The 16,639-nt window shown below is 62.5% G+C and carries 18 protein-coding genes; 15 read left to right on the top strand and 3 right to left on the bottom strand.

From position 1 onward, the window contains the following. Positions 1-118 precede the first annotated feature (118 nt). From J2W17_RS29910 to J2W17_RS29885, 6 genes are all read left to right on the top strand, one after another. A complete protein-coding gene (locus J2W17_RS29910; protein ID WP_307343554.1) occupies positions 119-922 on the top strand; it encodes a CbbQ/NirQ/NorQ/GpvN family protein in 804 nt (267 codons plus the stop codon). Next, positions 906-1,493: a cytochrome c oxidase subunit 3 gene (locus tag J2W17_RS29905; protein ID WP_307343551.1), complete on the top strand. Its 588-nt coding sequence runs from the start codon at positions 906-908 to the stop codon at positions 1,491-1,493. The genes J2W17_RS29910 and J2W17_RS29905 overlap by 17 nt, the downstream gene beginning before the upstream one ends. Before the next feature lie 10 nt (positions 1,494-1,503). Then, complete coding sequence (locus J2W17_RS29900) at positions 1,504-1,761, top strand: cytochrome C oxidase subunit IV family protein (protein ID WP_307343547.1); 258 nt, start codon at positions 1,504-1,506, stop codon at positions 1,759-1,761. Between the two features lie 235 nt (positions 1,762-1,996). Next, entirely contained in the window at positions 1,997-2,437 is a 441-nt protein-coding gene (locus J2W17_RS29895; RefSeq protein ID WP_307343544.1) for a c-type cytochrome, read from the top strand. Between the two features lie 3 nt (positions 2,438-2,440). Then, the gene (locus J2W17_RS29890) at positions 2,441-3,871 is read left to right on the top strand and encodes a cbb3-type cytochrome c oxidase subunit I (protein ID WP_307343542.1); all 1,431 of its coding nucleotides are present in this window, start codon (positions 2,441-2,443) and stop codon (positions 3,869-3,871) included. Between the two features lie 77 nt (positions 3,872-3,948). Continuing rightward, complete coding sequence (locus J2W17_RS29885; RefSeq protein WP_307343539.1) at positions 3,949-5,790, top strand: nitric oxide reductase activation protein NorD; 1,842 nt, start codon at positions 3,949-3,951, stop codon at positions 5,788-5,790. Between the two features lie 23 nt (positions 5,791-5,813). Here the strand turns inward: J2W17_RS29885 and J2W17_RS29880 are convergent, their stop codons facing one another. Together J2W17_RS29880 and J2W17_RS29875 are read right to left on the bottom strand one after the other, a co-directional pair. Beyond that, entirely contained in the window at positions 5,814-6,005 is a 192-nt protein-coding gene (locus J2W17_RS29880) for a protein DnrP (RefSeq protein WP_373460062.1), read from the bottom strand. Between the two features lie 5 nt (positions 6,006-6,010). Then, complete coding sequence (locus tag J2W17_RS29875; protein ID WP_138967106.1) at positions 6,011-6,694, bottom strand: Crp/Fnr family transcriptional regulator; 684 nt, start codon at positions 6,692-6,694, stop codon at positions 6,011-6,013. 468 nt (positions 6,695-7,162) lie between these two features. Between J2W17_RS29875 and J2W17_RS29870 the strand changes: the two genes are divergently transcribed. Both J2W17_RS29870 and J2W17_RS29865 read left to right on the top strand, forming a co-directional pair. Further along, entirely contained in the window at positions 7,163-8,353 is a 1,191-nt protein-coding gene (locus tag J2W17_RS29870; RefSeq protein ID WP_307343527.1) for an NnrS family protein, read from the top strand. Positions 8,354-8,381: 28 nt separating this feature from the next. Then, positions 8,382-8,819: a CopD family copper resistance protein gene (locus J2W17_RS29865; protein ID WP_307343524.1), complete on the top strand. Its 438-nt coding sequence runs from the start codon at positions 8,382-8,384 to the stop codon at positions 8,817-8,819. Positions 8,820-9,012: 193 nt separating this feature from the next. On the opposite strand, the gene ytfE is transcribed toward J2W17_RS29865, so the two are convergent. Then, positions 9,013-9,687: an iron-sulfur cluster repair protein YtfE gene (gene ytfE / locus J2W17_RS29860; protein ID WP_307343522.1), complete on the bottom strand. Its 675-nt coding sequence runs from the start codon at positions 9,685-9,687 to the stop codon at positions 9,013-9,015. A gap of 155 nt (positions 9,688-9,842) precedes the next feature. On the opposite strand from ytfE, the gene norR reads away from it, so the two are divergent. The 7 genes from norR (at position 9,843) to ubiT (ending at position 16,608) form a co-directional block, all read left to right on the top strand. Then, a complete protein-coding gene (norR, locus tag J2W17_RS29855; protein ID WP_307343519.1) occupies positions 9,843-11,372 on the top strand; it encodes a nitric oxide reductase transcriptional regulator NorR in 1,530 nt (509 codons plus the stop codon). Between the two features lie 78 nt (positions 11,373-11,450). Beyond that, the gene (gene pdxH / locus J2W17_RS29850; RefSeq protein ID WP_307343516.1) at positions 11,451-12,098 is read left to right on the top strand and encodes a pyridoxamine 5'-phosphate oxidase; all 648 of its coding nucleotides are present in this window, start codon (positions 11,451-11,453) and stop codon (positions 12,096-12,098) included. Positions 12,099-12,338: 240 nt separating this feature from the next. Then, positions 12,339-12,893, top strand: a complete 555-nt coding sequence (moaB, locus tag J2W17_RS29845; protein ID WP_307343513.1) for a molybdenum cofactor biosynthesis protein B — start codon at positions 12,339-12,341, stop codon at positions 12,891-12,893. Continuing rightward, complete coding sequence (locus J2W17_RS29840; protein ID WP_307343510.1) at positions 12,890-14,125, top strand: molybdopterin molybdotransferase MoeA; 1,236 nt, start codon at positions 12,890-12,892, stop codon at positions 14,123-14,125. The genes moaB and J2W17_RS29840 overlap by 4 nt, the downstream gene beginning before the upstream one ends. Positions 14,126-14,247: 122 nt before the next feature. After that, entirely contained in the window at positions 14,248-15,243 is a 996-nt protein-coding gene (ubiU, locus tag J2W17_RS29835) for a ubiquinone anaerobic biosynthesis protein UbiU (RefSeq protein ID WP_307343507.1), read from the top strand. 10 nt (positions 15,244-15,253) lie between these two features. Next, complete coding sequence (locus J2W17_RS29830; RefSeq protein WP_307343504.1) at positions 15,254-16,144, top strand: U32 family peptidase; 891 nt, start codon at positions 15,254-15,256, stop codon at positions 16,142-16,144. Beyond that, positions 16,138-16,608: a ubiquinone anaerobic biosynthesis accessory factor UbiT gene (ubiT, locus tag J2W17_RS29825; protein WP_307343500.1), complete on the top strand. Its 471-nt coding sequence runs from the start codon at positions 16,138-16,140 to the stop codon at positions 16,606-16,608. The genes J2W17_RS29830 and ubiT overlap by 7 nt, the downstream gene beginning before the upstream one ends. Positions 16,609-16,639 lie beyond the last annotated feature (31 nt).

The following is a 16,639-nucleotide window of genomic DNA, read 5'->3' as shown; positions in this document are numbered from 1 at the left end:
ATGCCCAAGGCGCCAATGCTCGCTTGACGGCGATCAAGTTTGCCGGCCAGGCCCCTTGCCAGGTTGTCGCAGGGGCCCGTAGCGTGTGGCTTGAATCCGCTTTTGGAGCAGGCAGCCCATGGACCGAGTCCCGTCTAGCGCACACCCGATCGAACCCTTTTATCAACCGCTGAATAATGAGGAGGCGCTGTTCGAGCAAGCCTGGCATCACGGCATGCCGGTGCTGATCAAGGGGCCGACGGGGTGCGGCAAGACCCGCTTCGTCCAGCACATGGCCCATCGGTTGAAGCTGCCGCTGTACACCGTGGCCTGCCACGACGACCTGAGCGCCGCCGACCTGATCGGCCGCCATTTGATCGGTGCCCAGGGCACCTGGTGGCAGGACGGCCCGTTGACCCGCGCGGTGCGTGAAGGCGGCATTTGCTACCTGGACGAAGTGGTCGAGGCGCGCCAGGACACTGTGGTCGTCCTGCATCCCCTGGCAGACGATCGGCGCGAACTGTTCCTGGAACGCACCGGCGAAGTGCTCAAGGCTCCGCCTTCTTTCATGCTGGTGGTGTCGTACAACCCCGGATACCAGAACCTGCTCAAAGGCATGAAACCCAGTACCCGACAACGCTTCGTGGCGATGCGCTTCGGCTACCCGCCGGTGGCCGATGAAGAGCGCATCGTCGCCAGGGAGGCCCAGGTGGACAACGCGCTGGCGGCGCAAGTGGTCAGGCTGGGGCAGGCCCTGCGTCGGCTCGACCAGCACGACCTGGAGGAAGTCGCCTCGACCCGCCTGCTGATTTTCACCGCGCGCATGATCGGCGCCGGCATGAGCCCGCGGGAAGCGTGCATGGCCTGCCTGGCCGAACCGCTGAGCGATGATCCCCTGACCGTCGCGGCGCTCATGGATGTGGTCGATGTCCACTTCGGCTGAGTTCACAGCGGTTAAGCGGGGCCACTTGCCGGGCGATCTGGCGATGTGGTTTTTCATCCTGGCCGAGCTGTCGGTATTCGCCATCCTGATCCTGGCGTTCGCCGTGACCCAGGCCCTCAAGCCGCAGATGTTCAGCGACAGCCGGCTGTTGCTCGACACCTCTACTGGCCTGGCGATGACCCTGAGCCTGCTGACCGGTGGGCTGTTCGCCGCGCTGGCCCAGGAACAGGTCAGGCGCTCACGGCCTCGCCGTGGCGCGGTCTACCTGCTGGCAGCGCTGCTCGCCGCCAGTGTCTATGTGCTGTTGAAGCTCGCCGAGTACCACCACTTGCTGGACTTGGGGCTGGGCATGGAGCACAACACCTTTTTCACCCTCTACTGGATCCTCACCGGGTTCCACTTTCTCCATGTCGTGCTCGGCATGGTCATTCTCGGCTGGCTGGCCGAGCGCTGCCGTCGCAGTTTGTACGACGCCGAGAACCGCAGCGGCTTTGAGTCCGGGGTGTTGTATTGGCACATGGTCGATCTGATCTGGGTCGTGCTGTTTCCGCTGGTCTACGTGCTGAGTTGACGAGGTGAACATGTCTGTTTCCAGGGATTTGCTCGTCTGCTGGGCGGCGTTGGCCGCGTTGAGCGTGTGCACCGTGCTGCTGGGGCGTGCCGAGGATACCCGGCTGTTGACGATCGCCATCCTGCTGGTGGCCGTCGGCAAGGCCTGGCTGATCGCCGACGGCTTCATGGAAATGCGTCACGCCCCGCGGCTGTGGCGCCGGTTGATGCTGAGCTGGGCGGTGGTCCTGGCGGCGGTGATCGGGCTGACACTGGTGTCGTTGCGCTGAAGAAATACATCTCCAATGTGGGAGCGAGACCGGCTTGCCGGCGAAGGGGCCGTCACATTAAACATCCATGTTGACTGACACACCGCTTTCGCGAGCAGGCTCGCTCCCACATTGGATCTCCATCAGGCATACGATCTATACCCGACCAAAACCATCTGCCTTTCTTGATCGTCATCAAGCAGCTTTCAACCCTTTGCTTCCTATCATGGACACGCCAAGCAAAGAGGAAGCGACCATGTCAGAGACCTTCACCAAAGGCATGGCCAGGAACATCTATTTCGGGGGAAGCGTGTTCTTCTTCCTGATATTCCTGGCCTTGACCTATCACACGGAACAGACCTTTCCAGAGCGCAGCAACGAGGCGCTATTAACCGAATCAGTGGAACGCGGCAAGTTGGTCTGGGAGCAAAACAATTGCATCGGCTGCCACACGCTGCTGGGCGAGGGCGCCTATTTCGCGCCGGAGCTGGGCAACGTGTTCAAGCGGCGTGGCGGCGAGGCGGGTTTCAAACCCTTCCTGCATGCCTGGATGAAAATGCAGCCACTGGGCGTACCCGGCCGACGCGCGATGCCGCAGTTCAAGTTGAGTGACCAGGAGGTGGATGACATCGCCGAGTTCCTCAAGTGGACCTCGAACATCAACACCAATGGCTGGCCGCCAAACAAGGAGGGCTAAGCGATGAGCATTGCTAATCCGCATCTGAAATTCGCCTCGCAAGCCGTGGCCAAACCTTACTTCGTGTTTGCCCTGATGCTGTTTCTCGGTCAGATACTGTTCGGCTTGATCATGGGCCTGCAATACGTGGTAGGGGACTTTCTGTTCCCGATCATCCCGTTCAACGTGGCGCGGATGGTTCACACCAACCTGCTGATCGTCTGGATATTGTTCGGCTTCATGGGGGCTGCCTACTACCTGATTCCGGAAGAGGCCGACCGCGAACTGCACAGTCCGAAACTGGCGATCATTCTGTTCTGGGTATTCGCCGCTGCTGGCGTGCTGACGATCCTCGGCTATCTGCTGGTGCCTTATGCCGGCCTGGCCAAACTGACCCACAATGAGCTGCTGCCGACCATGGGCCGGGAGTTCCTTGAGCAGCCGACCATCGCCAAGATGGGGATTGTGGTGGTGTGCCTGGGCTTCCTCTACAACATCGGCATGACCCTGCTCAAAGGTCGCAAGACCACCGTCAGCATGGTGATGATGACCGGGCTGATCGGGCTCGCGGTGTTCTTCCTGTTCTCCTTCTACAACCCCGGCAACCTGGCCCGCGACAAGTTCTACTGGTGGTGGGTGGTGCATCTTTGGGTTGAAGGCGTGTGGGAACTGATCATGGGGTCGATGCTGGCCTTCGTACTGATCAAGATCACCGGCGTGGACCGCGAGGTCGTGGAGAAATGGCTGTACGTGATCATCGCCATGGCGCTGATAACGGGGATCATCGGTACCGGTCACCACTTCTTCTGGATCGGTGCACCCGAGGTCTGGCTGTGGGTCGGCTCGATCTTCTCCGCGCTCGAACCGCTGCCGTTCCTGGCGATGGTGGTATTCGCCTTCACCATGGTCAAGAACCGGCGTCGGGACCACCCGAACCGCGCGGCCACGCTGTGGGCCAAGGGCACCACGGTCACCGCGTTCTTCGGCGCTGGCGTCTGGGGCTTCCTGCATACCCTGGCACCGGTCAACTTCTACACCCATGGTTCGCAGTTGACGGCCGCTCACGGTCACCTGGCCTTCTACGGTGCCTACGCGATGATCGTGATGACCTTGATCAGCTACGCCATGCCGAAACTGCGCGGACTGGGCGAGGCAGCGGACGAGCGTTCGCAGCAACTGGAGATCTGGGGCTTCTGGTTGATGACCCTGTCGATGGTGATGATCACGCTGTTGCTCACCGCCGCCGGTGCCGTGCAGATCTACCTGCAACGCTGGCCGGTCGATGGGGTGGCGTTGCCGTTCATGGCCACCGTCGATCATCTGCAAGTGCTGTTCTGGGCCCGTCTGGGCGCCGGTCTCGGGTTCTTCGCAGGGCTGGTCTGCTACCTGTTCAGCTTCAAGCGGCGTGTGCCTTTGACGATCGCCGATGCGAGCGCCTGCGCCGTGCGCTCGTGAGTCGGGAAACACGCTAGAGGAGGGCGGCCCGGCTGGTACAGCGGGCCGTTTTACATTGGAGTCCAGAGGAAAAAACCATGGCCTTTACCGTCGAACTGGAAGAGTGGGTCGGCAGTGTCTGGCATCGCTTCATCACCCGGCGCGCCAGCCCGGACTTCCCCGATGCACGGGTCGAACTGGCCAGCCAGCAACGTCCGCTGGCACTGTTGTTTCGTGCCATGGGCGGTGCCAATGGCATCGGCGTCGAAGCCGCCAGCGACCGCGAACTGTTGCTGCGGCGTAACGTGCTGCAGCAGATCGCTGGTACCTGCAAGCAGGTGCCGCTGGCGTGGTGCGACGCGGCTAACCTGCGGCTGCCTTCGAGCCTCGCGGTGTTTCCCGAAGCGGCACTGAACGAGGAGCTCTATCGCTGGCTCGCCTTGCTGGCGGCGCAGTCCGGCCCCATGCGCCACTGGGGACAAGACAATCAGCGCTGGACGCAACAGCTGTTGCGGCGTTATCCCGCATTGCGGGTGCGTTACAAGCGTCTGGTGGACGCCCATTTGTTACTGCGCCCGGATCCGGCGACGCTGAACCCTGGCGAGGCCGCGCTGGAACGGGCGTTATGCCAGGCGTTGCGCGAGCCCGGCAGTGTCGGACACTTTCCCCGCAGCGAACGGGCGGCCTGGCCGCTGCCGCTGTGGCTGTACCCGCCGCAAAACCTCGCCAGCCCCCAGGCTGCCGACCTCGGTGACGAGTCGGAAGAATCACTGACGACCCCTCCCGGTGAGCACAAAGGCGCAAGCAAACGCGCCAAACGCATCGATGAAGGCACCCGCGACGGCGGGTTGTTGATCGTGCGCCTGGAGAATTTGTTCAGCTGGACCGAACACGTGGACCTCGATCGCTGGTCGGACGACAGCGAAAACCCGGACGCCGCCAGGGTCGCCGAAGATCTGGATGAGTTGAGCCTGTCGCGCACCCGTCTGCGCAAGGGCGGCGGCCTCAAGTTGCACCTGGATTTGCCGCCGGCGGATGTCGACGACATTCCCTTGGGTGAGGGCATCAAGTTGCCGGAATGGGACTATCGCAAACAGCAGATGCAGGACGCCTTCGTCAACCTGCAAATGATGGTGCCCCGCGACTGTGAGGCGCAGCCACTGCCGCCACGGCTCAAGGCTTCGGCGCATCGTTTGCGGCGTCAGTTCGAGCATCTGCGCAATGACCGCCAGTGGTTACGCCAACAACCCCAGGGCTCGGAACTGGACATGCAAGCCTGGCTGGATTTCCACGTCGAGCGCGAGCATGGCCAGTGTGCCGAACGCGGACTGTTCATGGAGCAACGCCAGACTCGCCGCGACCTGGCGTGCCTGTTGCTGGCCGACGTCTCGATGTCGACCGACGCGCACCTGAACGATGAGCATCGGGTGATCGATGTGATCCGCGACAGCCTGCTGCTGTTCGGCGAAACCCTGTCGGTGCTGGGTGATGATTTTGCCCTGTACGGGTTTTCCTCGCTGCGCCGCCACCAGGTGCGGATGCAGGAACTCAAGTCCTTCACCCAGCGTTACGGCGACAACACCCGCGGCCGCATCCAGGGGCTCAAGCCGGGTTACTACACGCGCATGGGCGCGGCCATACGTCAGGCCACGCAACTGCTGGGCAAGAGCAAGCGCCGCAGCAAACTGTTGTTGCTGCTGACCGATGGCAAACCGAATGATCTGGATTTATACGAGGGTCGCTACGGTGTCGAGGATACCCGCGAGGCGGTGCTGGAAGCGCGGCGTCAGGGTTTGACGCCGTTCTGTATCACGATTGATCGCGAAGCCGGGGATTACCTGCCCTACATGTTCGGCGCCAATGGCTTTACCTTGATTCGCCAACCGGAACAGTTACCCCTGCGCTTGCCGCAGTTGTACCGCCAGCTCACCCAGCCTTGAGCCCCGGCTTGAGCAACGCGGCATCAGCCGGTGCTGCGTGGCAGCCAGAAAAACATCGTCACGCAGAAAATCGTCAGGCCCACGCAAAACCACATGAACCGGCGCTGCCGGCGTTCCGCGGCGCGTCCGGCCAGTGCCGGCAGGGGCATGCCGCATTGGCGGCATTCGGATTCTCCAGAGGGGTTGGCGTGTTGGCAATACAGGCAGACGGGCATGTCACTCACTCGAACTGTTCCAGGCGCAGGCGGTCGAGAATGGCGATCTGGCGGCCGTCCTGGGTGATGATGTTTTCATCGATCAGGCGGCGGATGATCCGCGAAAAGGTTTCCGGCTGGATCGACAAATGCCCGGCAATCAACTGCTTGGCCATCGGCAATTCGAACTGGCTGTTGACGGTTTGCTGGCGCACCAGCTGCGTCAGCAGGTAACGCACCACCCGGTGGGTGGCGTTTTTCAGCGACAGGGTTTCGATTTCGTTGACCCGTTGATGCAGACGCACACACAGCTTGCCCAGCAGCGCAAATGTCAGTCGGCTGTTGCTTTGCAGCAGGCGCATGTAGGTGTTGTTGGATAACCGGTACAGCTGGGTGGGGCAGATCGCTTCGGCCGAGGCGACATAATTCGGGGTGTCCATCAGCATCATTGCCTCGGCAAAGGTTTGCCGATCGCCGATGACCTCGAACACCTTCTCCTGACCATCGGGCGTCAGGCGGTAGATCTTCACCGCCCCGGCGATCACGAAGTAAAACGAGTCTGCCGGCTCACCCTGACGAAACAGCGGTTCGCCCTTGTCGATGCTCAGCAAGTGGCTGGTACTCATCAATTCATCCAGCTGTTCTTCGTTCAACGGCTCGAACAGATGATGACTGCGCAGAATCTGGTGATGGACGCGGTGAAGCACCATGGGAATTCATCCTGAGAAATGAAGAGGAGGGCAATCAAGTCAGACGAGGCCAAGGGATACGCCGCTGGCCAGCGCCAGGACCGAGGTCAACACCACAAACCAGGCCAAGGGCTGGATGACTTTTTTCATGACGACTCCTGGGGGAGGTTTCTTTGATTTGCAAAGGCTTGAGCAAGACGCGGGCCATACGCGCAAGCCCTTGTTTATTGAGGCGGCTGAGGAGCAGGGTCAAAAAGACCCTAAGCTATAGGGTAATTAACACCATTTGATGGTCATTTTTACCCTGGTTCTAATCACTGCTTTGGTCAATGGGCCCGGCTTGGCAAGGATCGGTGCGGGGGGCACGCCCCTTGCACACTTGATCTGCGACAACTGCAATGAATCGGCGATACCCGATGATTGCAGCCTGATTGACCTCGGCGCGCACAGGTCGGCGCCAGGTGGGCAACAAGGCAGAGGAGAGACTTTATGCAGGTGCTTGACCGCCGCAAAGCGATGGCCATCGCGCCGTTGTTACGACTGGCTTTTCGGCCATTTTTCCTCGCTGGCTGCCTGTTGGCCGTGCTCGCCATTCCGCTGTGGCTGGCCGCTTTCAGCGGCTCGATCGCCGACTGGCAGCCGGCTGGGGGGTGGCTGGGCTGGCATCGACATGAACTGCTGTTCGGTTTCGGCCTGGCGATTATCGCCGGCTTTCTGCTGACGGCCGTGCAGACCTGGACCGGTCGCCCCGGCATCAGCGGCGCACCGTTGGCGGCGCTGGCGCTGTTGTGGTTGTCGGGGCGCGTGGCGTGGCTGGGCAACGCACCGTGGCCGCTGCTGGCGGTGCTGGAGTTGGCATTTCCGCTGGCGGTGGCCGGGCTCATGGGGTTCACCCTGTGGAAGGTCCGGCAGAAACGTAACTACCCGATTGCGGTGGTGCTGCTGTTATTGGCGGCGGCCGATGGCTTGTCCCTGTACGGCCTGCTCGAAGGTCATGAAGGCTGGCAGCGCCAAGGCGTGCTGACCGGTCTTTGGCTGGTGGCAGCGATGATGGGCTTGATCGGCGGGCGTGTGATTCCGTTCTTCATTCAGCGCGGCCTCGGCAAGGTTGAAGGGGTTACCCCTTGGCCGTGGCTGGATTGGCTGCTGCTGATCGGTTCGCCCCTCGTGGCGTTGTTATATGCCGCTGGACCTGCGCTTGAGCCCACTCTGTGGGTGGGTCTGTTGTTTGCGGCGTTGGCCGCCGGGCATCTGGTGCGGCTGGTGCGCTGGCATGATCGCGCACTCTGGCGCGTGCCGTTGCTGTGGTCGTTGTACCTGGCTTATGCCTGGTTGGCGGTGGCCTGTCTGGGGATGGCGCTGTGGCATTTTGGCGTACCGATCAATGCGAGCCTGGCGGTGCATTGCCTGACCATCGGCGCCATGGGCGGCCTGGTGCTGGCGATGATCGCACGGGTCAGTCTCGGGCACACCGGCCGGCCGCTTGATCCGCCGTCGGGCATGACCCTGGCGTTTATCCTGCTCAACCTGGCGTGTCTGAGTCGGGTGGTATTGGTCCTGTTCCTGCCATTGCCCGCGTTGTGGCTGGCCGGCCTGTGCTGGGCACTGGCGTTCGGGCTGTACGCCTGGCGCTATGGGCCGATGCTGTTGCGGGGCCGGGTCGATGGGCATCCGGGATGAGCCCGCACACGAATGGAGGCGGCCGCTGATGTATCCCTTTTTACTTGTCACGCATTTGCTGGCAGCCATCGCCTTCATCGGCACGCTGTTTTTCGAGGTAGTGATCTGGCATCGAGCCCGGGAGCAGTTGACCGAGACCGCGCAATCGACGGCGGACCAGGCGATTGCGGTGCGCTCGCGCAAGGTGCTGCACGGCGTGGTGGTGCTGTTGTATGGCGCCGGTATTGCGCTGGCCTGGCAGCATCGCGGTGTGTTGAGCCAGCCACTGGCCAGCAGTTTTGGCACCTTGCTGAGCCTGAAGATCGTGTTGGCCCTGAGCATCATCGGGCATTACCTGTTGCTGGCGTACTGGCTGAAAAGCGGGCGGCTGACTGCTAGCCGCGCGAGCCGGATTCGCCGCAGCATTCTCGGGCACATGGTGATGATCGTGATCCTGGCCAAGGCGATGTTCTATTGGCACGGCTGATCACGTTGGAAGACGTGTGGGTCAGTTCATACTGTAGGAGCGAGCTTGCTCGCGATGGTCGTCAACGATAACGCGTGTTTACTGGTTAAACGCGGCGCTCTTTAGTCCATCGCGAGCAAGCTCGCTCCTACAGGGGACGGTATTCCAATGTGGGAGCGAGCTTGCTCGCGAAGGTGGCGTTACGGGTTGACGATCAATGACGGGGTTTGAGGGCGTTGATGAACAGCACGTTGTTTTCCAGATGGATGTGTTGCATCAGGTCGTCCTTGAACTCCAGCAGCCCGCGATAGAGTGCGCGCCAGGTGTTGCAGGCATCGGCCGGTGGAATGATGTGGTTGGTCAAAAGCAGCACCTGATCTAGCGCCTGGCCATGTTGATCATGTTCGAAGCGCAGCACCTGGATCGGCGGCGCAGCCTGAAGGCCGATGCCTTGTTGCAGCATCGGGAACAGCACTTGCTCTTCCTTGAGCATGTGGCCTTCGAGTTCCTGTTGCATGTCGGTGAGCAAATCGGCCAGGCCATTGGGGCAGCTGCTGCGGGCGCCATGCACTTGCTCGACGCGGCGAGCCAGGCGGATCAGTTCCGGCAGTTGCTCGCGGTGACGGGCGTGGTAGCGCGCCAGGAGATGGGCGATCAATGCCTGCGACGGTTCGTTGCGCCAGTCGTGCTGGGTCTCGCCGGCGTCTTGCAGGTCGTGCAGGGCATCGGCGATCAGCAGCGGATCGAGATCCTTGCCGAGTGCGGCTTCGCGCAGGCTTTTATGCCCGCCGCAACAGAAGTCCAGTTTGAAGCTGTGAAAGATCCGGGTGGCGCCGGGAATGTCGCAGGCCAGTTGGCCGAGGCTTTGTTCGAGCAGGGTCTGGCTCATCAGGGGTTCCTTGTGTGGATTTCAACGGTTCCCCAGGCTCATTGCACCCGGCATGCCACAGTCAACTGATTGAAAAGCATCGATGTTTTTTTAATTGTGGTGATCGTCACCCTGACGCTTTAGGGTGATTCCAACCAAAGAGGGTACTTACTACCATGTTGCGTGAAAGCCTGGCGGCCGACCTGATTGTCGAGTTGCCCAATGCCGTGCGGTTGCAACGACTGGTCCAGACCCTGCGCGAATACTTCAACAGTGGCGCGGTGGGATTGCTGCGCCTGGATGACGACAGCCTCCGGCCGGTGGCGACCGTGGGGCTGGTGCATGAAGCCCTGGGGCGGCGCTTCGTCATTGCCCAGCACCCGCGGCTGGCGGCGATCATGGCGTCCCGCGAGCCGGTCTGGTTCGAGCCCGACAGTCGCCTGCCGGATCCTTACGACGGCTTGCTCGACGGCCACGTCGGCGAACCCTTGCCGGTGCATGACTGCATGGGCGTGAGCCTGTACGTGGAAGGGCGGATCTGGGGCGCGATCACCCTCGATGCACTGCACGCCGGAACCTTCGACAGCCAGGCCCGGGAGGAGCTCAAGCGCTGCACCCTGCAGATCGAGGCCGCCGTGCGGGTGACCCGGCTCGAGCAGGAAAACCGCAGCTTGCGTTTGTCCCGCAGCGATTCCCTGGACCTGCGCATGCCCGTCGAGGAGGGCGAGATCCTTGGCCAGAGCGAGGTCTTGCATCAGCTGCTCAATGAGTTGGATGTGCTGGCCGACTCCGAACTGCCGGTGTTGCTGTTGGGCGAGACCGGCGTCGGCAAAGAGCTGTTCGCCCGTCGCTTGCACCGGCTTTCACGGCGCAGCCACAAGCCGCTGATCCAGGTCAACTGCGCTGCCTTGCCGGAATCGCTGGCGGAGAGTGAATTGTTCGGTCATGTCAAAGGCGCCTTTTCCGGCGCCACCAGTGACCGCGCCGGACGCTTCGATGCGGCCAACGGCGGCACGCTGTTTCTCGATGAAGTCGGTGAGTTGCCTTTGGCGGTGCAGGCGAAGCTTTTGCGTACTTTACAAAATGGCGAGATCCAGCGCCTGGGCGCCGACAAGCCATTGCACGTCGATGTGCGCATCATTGCCGCCACCAACCGGCACCTGCCGGACAGCATTCGCGACGGCCTGTTCCGGGCCGACCTGTATCACCGGCTCTCGGTGTACCCGGTACCGATTCCGCCCCTGCGCGAGCGGGGCAACGATGTGTTGATGCTGGCCGGGCATTTCCTTGAGCTCAACCGGGCGCGGCTCGGCCTGCGCGGCTTGCGGCTGTCGCCGCCTGCCGAGCGCGCGCTGCTGGCGTACACCTGGCCAGGCAACGTACGGGAACTGGAGCATGTGATCAGTCGCGCCGCATTGAAGCAGCTGAGTCGAGGCAGCAGTCGCACCTTGATCATGACGCTGGAACCGGAAATTCTCGATCTCGACAGTGCGATGGGGGCGCCGGGGGTGGTGGTCGAGCCGCTTGAGGAATTGATAGCCGATGCGCCGTTCCAGCCCCTGGGAGAAGCCGTCGACGATTACCAACGCAAGAAAATCCTCCAGGCCCTGGCCCTGTCCGGGGAAAACTGGGCCAGTGCCGCGCGGATCCTGGAAGTCGATCCGAGCAATCTGCATAAACTGGCGCGGCGCCTGCGGCTCAAGTAATCAACAGTGTTGATGGCGGTCAAGGAGGTTTTGCGCGGTGCCTCGCACACTGCGCAGAACCCTTCGGAGATCGATGTCATGCCCCTGTCCCTGGCTCAACTGCGTCGTAACTACACCCTTAATGGCCTGCAAGACGAAGCGGCGCCGCAGGATCCGCTGGCGATGTTCCGGCAATGGCTGCAACAGGCCCGCGACACCGAGTGCGCGCCGGTCGAGGCCAATAGCATGGTGCTGGCGACGGTAGACAGCGACGGGCGACCGCACTGCCGGGTGCTGCTGCTCAAGGGGCTTTGCGATGACGGCTTCACTTTTTTCGGCAATTACCAGAGCGACAAAGGGCAGCAGCTCGCCGCAAACCCCCATGCCGCGATGACGTTTTTCTGGCCGGGACTGGAACGGCAGGTGCGCATCGAAGGCCAGGTGTCCAGGCTCGACCCGCAGCTCTCTGACGCCTACTTCGATTCCCGCCCGGTGGCCAGCCGCCTCGGCGCCTGGGCTTCACCGCAAAGTCGACCGCTTGCCAGTCGTGCAGCGCTTGAATCCCTGCTGGCGCACACCATCAAACGCTTCGTCGGCCACAGCGTCCGGCGTCCTGAACATTGGGGCGGCTACTGCCTGCATCCGGACCGGCTGGAGTTCTGGCAGGGCCATGCCGATCGGTTGCATGACCGGCTCGATTACCGGTTGCGCGACGGCGTGTGGCAGCGGACTCGCCTGGCGCCCTGATCAGATCGTCCAGCAATGGAGAACTCTGTGGGAGCGAGCTTGCTCGCGATAGCGGTGGATCAGTCAACATCAATGTTGCCTGACATACCGCTATCGCGAGCAAGCTCGCTCCCACAGGTTTTGTGTGCCCGACACAATCTTCTTATCTCCCTGTCGAGGTACCTCCAACGAGGAATAGGCCCGCTCGCCATTCCGGTTCAGGCTTCGGGCCATACCCTCAGCTTACGGGAAGACCTGGACATGGCCCATCTGGCGCAACGCACATTCGAACCCCTGAACATCGCCGTGCTGACCATCAGCGATACGCGCACCTTCGAGACCGACACCTCGGGACAGACCCTGACCGATTTGCTGCAGACCGCCGGCCACGTGTTGATCGATCGCGACTTGGTCAAGGACGACATTTATCAGATCCGCGCCAAGGTCTCCCACTGGATCGCCGACCCCCGGGTGCAAGTGATTCTGATGACCGGCGGTACCGGTTTCACCGCCCGCGACAACACGCCGCAAGCGGTGCTGCCGTTGCTGGACAAACACGTGGAAGGCTTCGGTGAACTGTTCCGTCAGGTGTCTCTGGCGGAGATCGGCATGTCCAGCCTGCAGTCCCGGGCGCTGGCCGGGATGAGCAACGGTGTGCTGGTGTGCTGTGTGCCGGGTTCTCCGGGGGCTTGTCGCACCGCCTGGAACCAGATCCTGCTCGAACAGCTGGACAGCCGCACCGGCCCGTGCAATTTCGCCCCGCATTTGAAACCGCAGGCGCAGCGACTCATTGACGCCTGCGAGACACGCCCATGAGCGCCCGGGTGTGCGACCTGGGCAGCCTGATGCCGGTGGACGAGGCCATCCGCCGTCTGCTGGATCAGGTAGCGCCGCCGCCCCCGGCGCAGATGATCGATCTGGACCAGGCCCTGGGCCGGGTGCTGGCGCGGGATATTCATTCCCCGGTGAACCTGCCGGCCTGGGACAACAGCGCCATGGACGGGTACGCCATCAGGGCCGCCGATCTGCCGACGGAGGGTGGCTGGCTGTCGCTTGGCGGGCGAATTGCCGCGGGCGATCACGCCGCTTCACCTTTGCTCGCGCAACAGACGATGCAGATCTTCACGGGTGCGCCGTTGCCCTCGGGTGCCGATACGGTGGTGCCGCAAGAGCGCTGCCAGGTAGAAGGCGCGCGCGTGCGTTTTCCGGCGGTGGGCCTTGGCGATCACGTGCGCAAGCTGGGCGAGGAAGTCCGCCGCGGCGATCTGTTGCTCCAGGCCGGCAAACGCCTGCGCGCCCAGGAAGTGGGCTTGCTGGCCGGTGCCGGTATCGCGCGGGTCGAGGTCTATCGGCCCCTTCAGGTGTGCCTGCTCAGCAGCGGCAATGAGCTGCGCGAGCCGGGCGAGGCCTTGGCGCCGGGGCAGATCTACAACAGCAATCGCCATTGCCTGGCCGCGTTATTGCGTGGCTGGGGCGTCGATGTGCACGACTATGGCGTCATGGCCGATGAGTTGGCGGCCAGTCGACATGCCTTGAGCCTGGCCTCTTCGGAATGTGACCTGCTGCTCAGCTCCGGGGGCGTCTCGGTCGGTGAGGAGGATCATCTCAAACAGGCGATCGAGGAACTGGGCCGCATCGATTTCTGGCGCCTGGCCATCCAGCCGGGCAAACCGCTGGCCTTCGGCGAAGTGGCCGGCAAACCCTGGATCGGCATGCCGGGCAATCCTTCGGCGGCGCTGATTACCGCGTTGGTGGTGGTGCGGCCGTTGCTGCTTCGGGCCCAGGGGCTGACTGACGTATTGCCGCTGCCATTGAGCGTGCCGGCCGGATTCGACTGGCTGCTACGCAACAAGCGTCGGCAGTATTTGCGGGCACGACTGATCCACGGTGCTGACGGCCAGTTGCACGTGGAGCTGCACCCGCAGCAAAGCTCGGCGATGTTGACGGCCGCCTGTTGGGCCGATGGGCTGGCGGTGATCGAGTGCGAACAGCAGGTGCTCAAGCACGACAACGTGATGTTCCTGTCCTTCGCCGACCTGATGCATTGAGGGCAATTGATTGCCGTCAAGGCCATGCCTGCCGGTCTCGCTAGACTGGCAGCGCCTTTTTCGCCCGGAGTGCCACAGGCATCGATGGACGGGCGAGACGCGATTTTCCATGAGGATTACCCATGCAACTGGTCTGCCCGGCAGGGAACCTGCCTGCGCTAAAAGCGGCGGTGCGCCAAGGCGCAGATGCCGTCTATGTCGGCTTTCGCGATGACACCAATGCCCGGCATTTCGCCGGGCTGAACATGGACGACAAACAGTTCGACGCCGCGGTCGCCCACATCCGCCAGCATCAGCGCAAACTCTACGTCGCGGTCAACACCTACCCGCAGCCCAAGGGCTGGGACCGCTGGCAGCGGGCGGTGGATCGCGCCGCCGATTTTGGTGTGGACGCGTTGATCGCCGCCGACCCCGGGGTGCTCAATTATGCCAGCCAGCGCCATCCGCAACTGGGGTTGCACCTGTCGGTCCAGGGCTCGGCGACCCATGCCGCGGCGCTGCAATTCTATGCGCAACGCTACGGTATCCGGCGCGCGGTGCTGCCACGGGTGTTGTCCCTGGCGCAGGTGCGCCAGGTCGCCGCCAGCAGTCCGGTGCCCATCGAAGTCTTTGGTTTCGGCAGCCTGTGCATCATGGCCGAAGGCCGTTGCCATCTGTCTTCCTACATTACCGGCGAGTCGCCGAATCTGTGCGGTGTCTGTTCGCCGGCCAAGGCGGTGCGCTGGAGCGAAGACGCCGAAGGCTTGAGCGCGCGACTCAGTGAAGTGTTGATCGACCGCTACACCCCCGACGAACCGGCCGGTTACCCGACCCTGTGCAAAGGCCGCTTCCTGGTCGGCGGCAAACGTTTCCATGCACTGGAGGAACCCACCAGCCTCGACACCCTGGACTTGCTGCCGGAATTGACGGCCATCGGCGTCGAGGCGGTCAAAATCGAAGGCCGCCAGCGCAGCCCGGCTTATGTCGAACAAGTCACCCGCGTCTGGCGTGCGGCACTCGATGCTCACCGTGGCGCGCCGGCCAGTTTTCGGGTCAAAGACGAATGGCGCCGGGTGCTGGCCGGTCTTTCCGAAGGCAGCCAGACCACCCTGGGTGCTTATCATCGATCATGGCAATGAGGGACGGCACATGAAGCTCAGCCTTGGACCTGTCCTGTTTTACTGGGACAAACAGCAACTCGGTCAGTTTTACGCCGAAATGTCGGTCTTGCCCCTGGACGTGATTTACCTGGGGGAAACCGTATGCTCGAAACGCCGGTCCTTTTCCCTGGATCAATGGCTGGGACTGGGTCGAGAATTACAGGAGTGCAGCCAGGCACAGCTGGTGATCTCCAGCCTGACCCTGATCGAGGCCGCGTCCGAACTCTCCAGCCTGCGCCGGCTCTGCGACAACGGTCAGTTGCTGGTGGAGGCCAACGACATGGGCGCGGTGCAGTTGCTGGCCGAGCGCAAGTTGCCGTTCGTGGGCGGTCCGGCGCTCAATCTGTATAACGGTCATGCGTTGGCGCAACTGTTGGACAGCGGCATGACCCGTTGGGTACCGCCGGTGGAATGCTCGGCGGCGCTGATTGGCGATGTGCTCGAGCAAGTGCGGGAACTGGGTCGTGCGGTGCCGGAAGTCGAGATTTTCGCCTATGGACATTTGCCCTTGGCCTATTCCGCACGCTGCTTCACGGCTCGGGCGGAAAACAAGCCCAAGGACGACTGCCAGTTTTGCTGCATCAACTACCCCGATGGCCTGGCGTTGACCAGTCAGGAAGGACAGGCGCTGTTCACCATCAACGGCATTCAAACGATGTCGGCCGAGGTGACCAATCTGCTGGCGGATTACGCCGGGCTGGTGGCCTGCGGTGCCGATCTGTTGCGCCTGAGCCCGCGGGCTGAAGGCATGGCCGGGGTGGTTGCCGCCTATCAGCGGGTTCGCCTGGGTGAGACTCCACCGCTGTACGTCGACGGCTGCAATGGCTACTGGCATGGCCAGGCCGGCATGTTGCGCGTCGAGGAGGTTGGCCTGTGTTGAATCGTAAAAAATGGCTGTTGAAGGGTGCCGAACGCTTGTTGCCGCTAGTGCGCAAAGTGCCCTTTGCGGTGCAGCGCCTGGCCTTGCAACAGGCGCTCAATCGCTGCCTGGCCGAGCCGTTGCGCGACGGCGAGTTTGAAGTGTTGCGTGGGCGCTGGTTGCGCCTGCGAATTCCGGATCTGGGGTTGTCCTGGTACCTGACGCGCAGCCGGGAGGGCTTGCGGATTGCCGCGGACGCCCCGGCGGATGTGACCATCAGTGGCAACTGGCGAGAGTTTTTATTAATGGCCAGCCGTCAGGAAGACCCGGACACGCTGTTCTTCCGCCGGCGCCTGGTGATCGAGGGCGATACCGAGCTGGGGCTGGCGTTGAAGAACCTGATCGACAGCCTGGATCCTGATGTGTTGCCTGTGTGGTTGTGGCGCAATCTGGAACGGGCGGGGAAGGGCCTGGCGGCAGGATGACCAACACATAACCCCTGTAGGAGCTGGCTTG

The sequence above is a fragment of the Pseudomonas lini genome, assembly GCF_030812475.1.
Taxonomy (GTDB): domain Bacteria; phylum Pseudomonadota; class Gammaproteobacteria; order Pseudomonadales; family Pseudomonadaceae; genus Aquipseudomonas; species Aquipseudomonas lini_A.
Note: the sequence above shows the minus strand (reverse complement) of the source record. Positions and strands in the feature narration are given on the sequence as shown.

Bases quoted from the DNA above. Each gene is read 5' to 3' on its own strand.
- pdxH (WP_307343516.1), top strand. From the start codon at position 11,451: ATGCCCCTGTCCCTGGCTCAACTGCGTCGTAACTACACCCTTAATGGC.
- J2W17_RS29880 (WP_373460062.1), bottom strand. From the start codon at position 6,005: ATGCCCGTCTGCCTGTATTGCCAACACGCCAACCCCTCTGGAGAATCC.
- J2W17_RS29875 (WP_138967106.1), bottom strand. From the start codon at position 6,694: ATGGTGCTTCACCGCGTCCATCACCAGATTCTGCGCAGTCATCATCTG.
- ytfE (WP_307343522.1), bottom strand. From the start codon at position 9,687: ATGAGCCAGACCCTGCTCGAACAAAGCCTCGGCCAACTGGCCTGCGAC.
- norR (WP_307343519.1), top strand. From the start codon at position 9,843: ATGTTGCGTGAAAGCCTGGCGGCCGACCTGATTGTCGAGTTGCCCAAT.
- J2W17_RS29870 (WP_307343527.1), top strand. From the start codon at position 7,163: ATGCAGGTGCTTGACCGCCGCAAAGCGATGGCCATCGCGCCGTTGTTA.
- J2W17_RS29830 (WP_307343504.1), top strand. From the start codon at position 15,254: ATGAAGCTCAGCCTTGGACCTGTCCTGTTTTACTGGGACAAACAGCAA.
- J2W17_RS29890 (WP_307343542.1), top strand. From the start codon at position 2,441: ATGAGCATTGCTAATCCGCATCTGAAATTCGCCTCGCAAGCCGTGGCC.
- J2W17_RS29900 (WP_307343547.1), top strand. From the start codon at position 1,504: ATGTCTGTTTCCAGGGATTTGCTCGTCTGCTGGGCGGCGTTGGCCGCG.
- ubiU (WP_307343507.1), top strand. From the start codon at position 14,248: ATGCAACTGGTCTGCCCGGCAGGGAACCTGCCTGCGCTAAAAGCGGCG.
- J2W17_RS29885 (WP_307343539.1), top strand. From the start codon at position 3,949: ATGGCCTTTACCGTCGAACTGGAAGAGTGGGTCGGCAGTGTCTGGCAT.
- J2W17_RS29910 (WP_307343554.1), top strand. From the start codon at position 119: ATGGACCGAGTCCCGTCTAGCGCACACCCGATCGAACCCTTTTATCAA.
- moaB (WP_307343513.1), top strand. From the start codon at position 12,339: ATGGCCCATCTGGCGCAACGCACATTCGAACCCCTGAACATCGCCGTG.
- J2W17_RS29905 (WP_307343551.1), top strand. From the start codon at position 906: ATGTCCACTTCGGCTGAGTTCACAGCGGTTAAGCGGGGCCACTTGCCG.
- J2W17_RS29840 (WP_307343510.1), top strand. From the start codon at position 12,890: ATGAGCGCCCGGGTGTGCGACCTGGGCAGCCTGATGCCGGTGGACGAG.
- J2W17_RS29865 (WP_307343524.1), top strand. From the start codon at position 8,382: ATGTATCCCTTTTTACTTGTCACGCATTTGCTGGCAGCCATCGCCTTC.
- J2W17_RS29895 (WP_307343544.1), top strand. From the start codon at position 1,997: ATGTCAGAGACCTTCACCAAAGGCATGGCCAGGAACATCTATTTCGGG.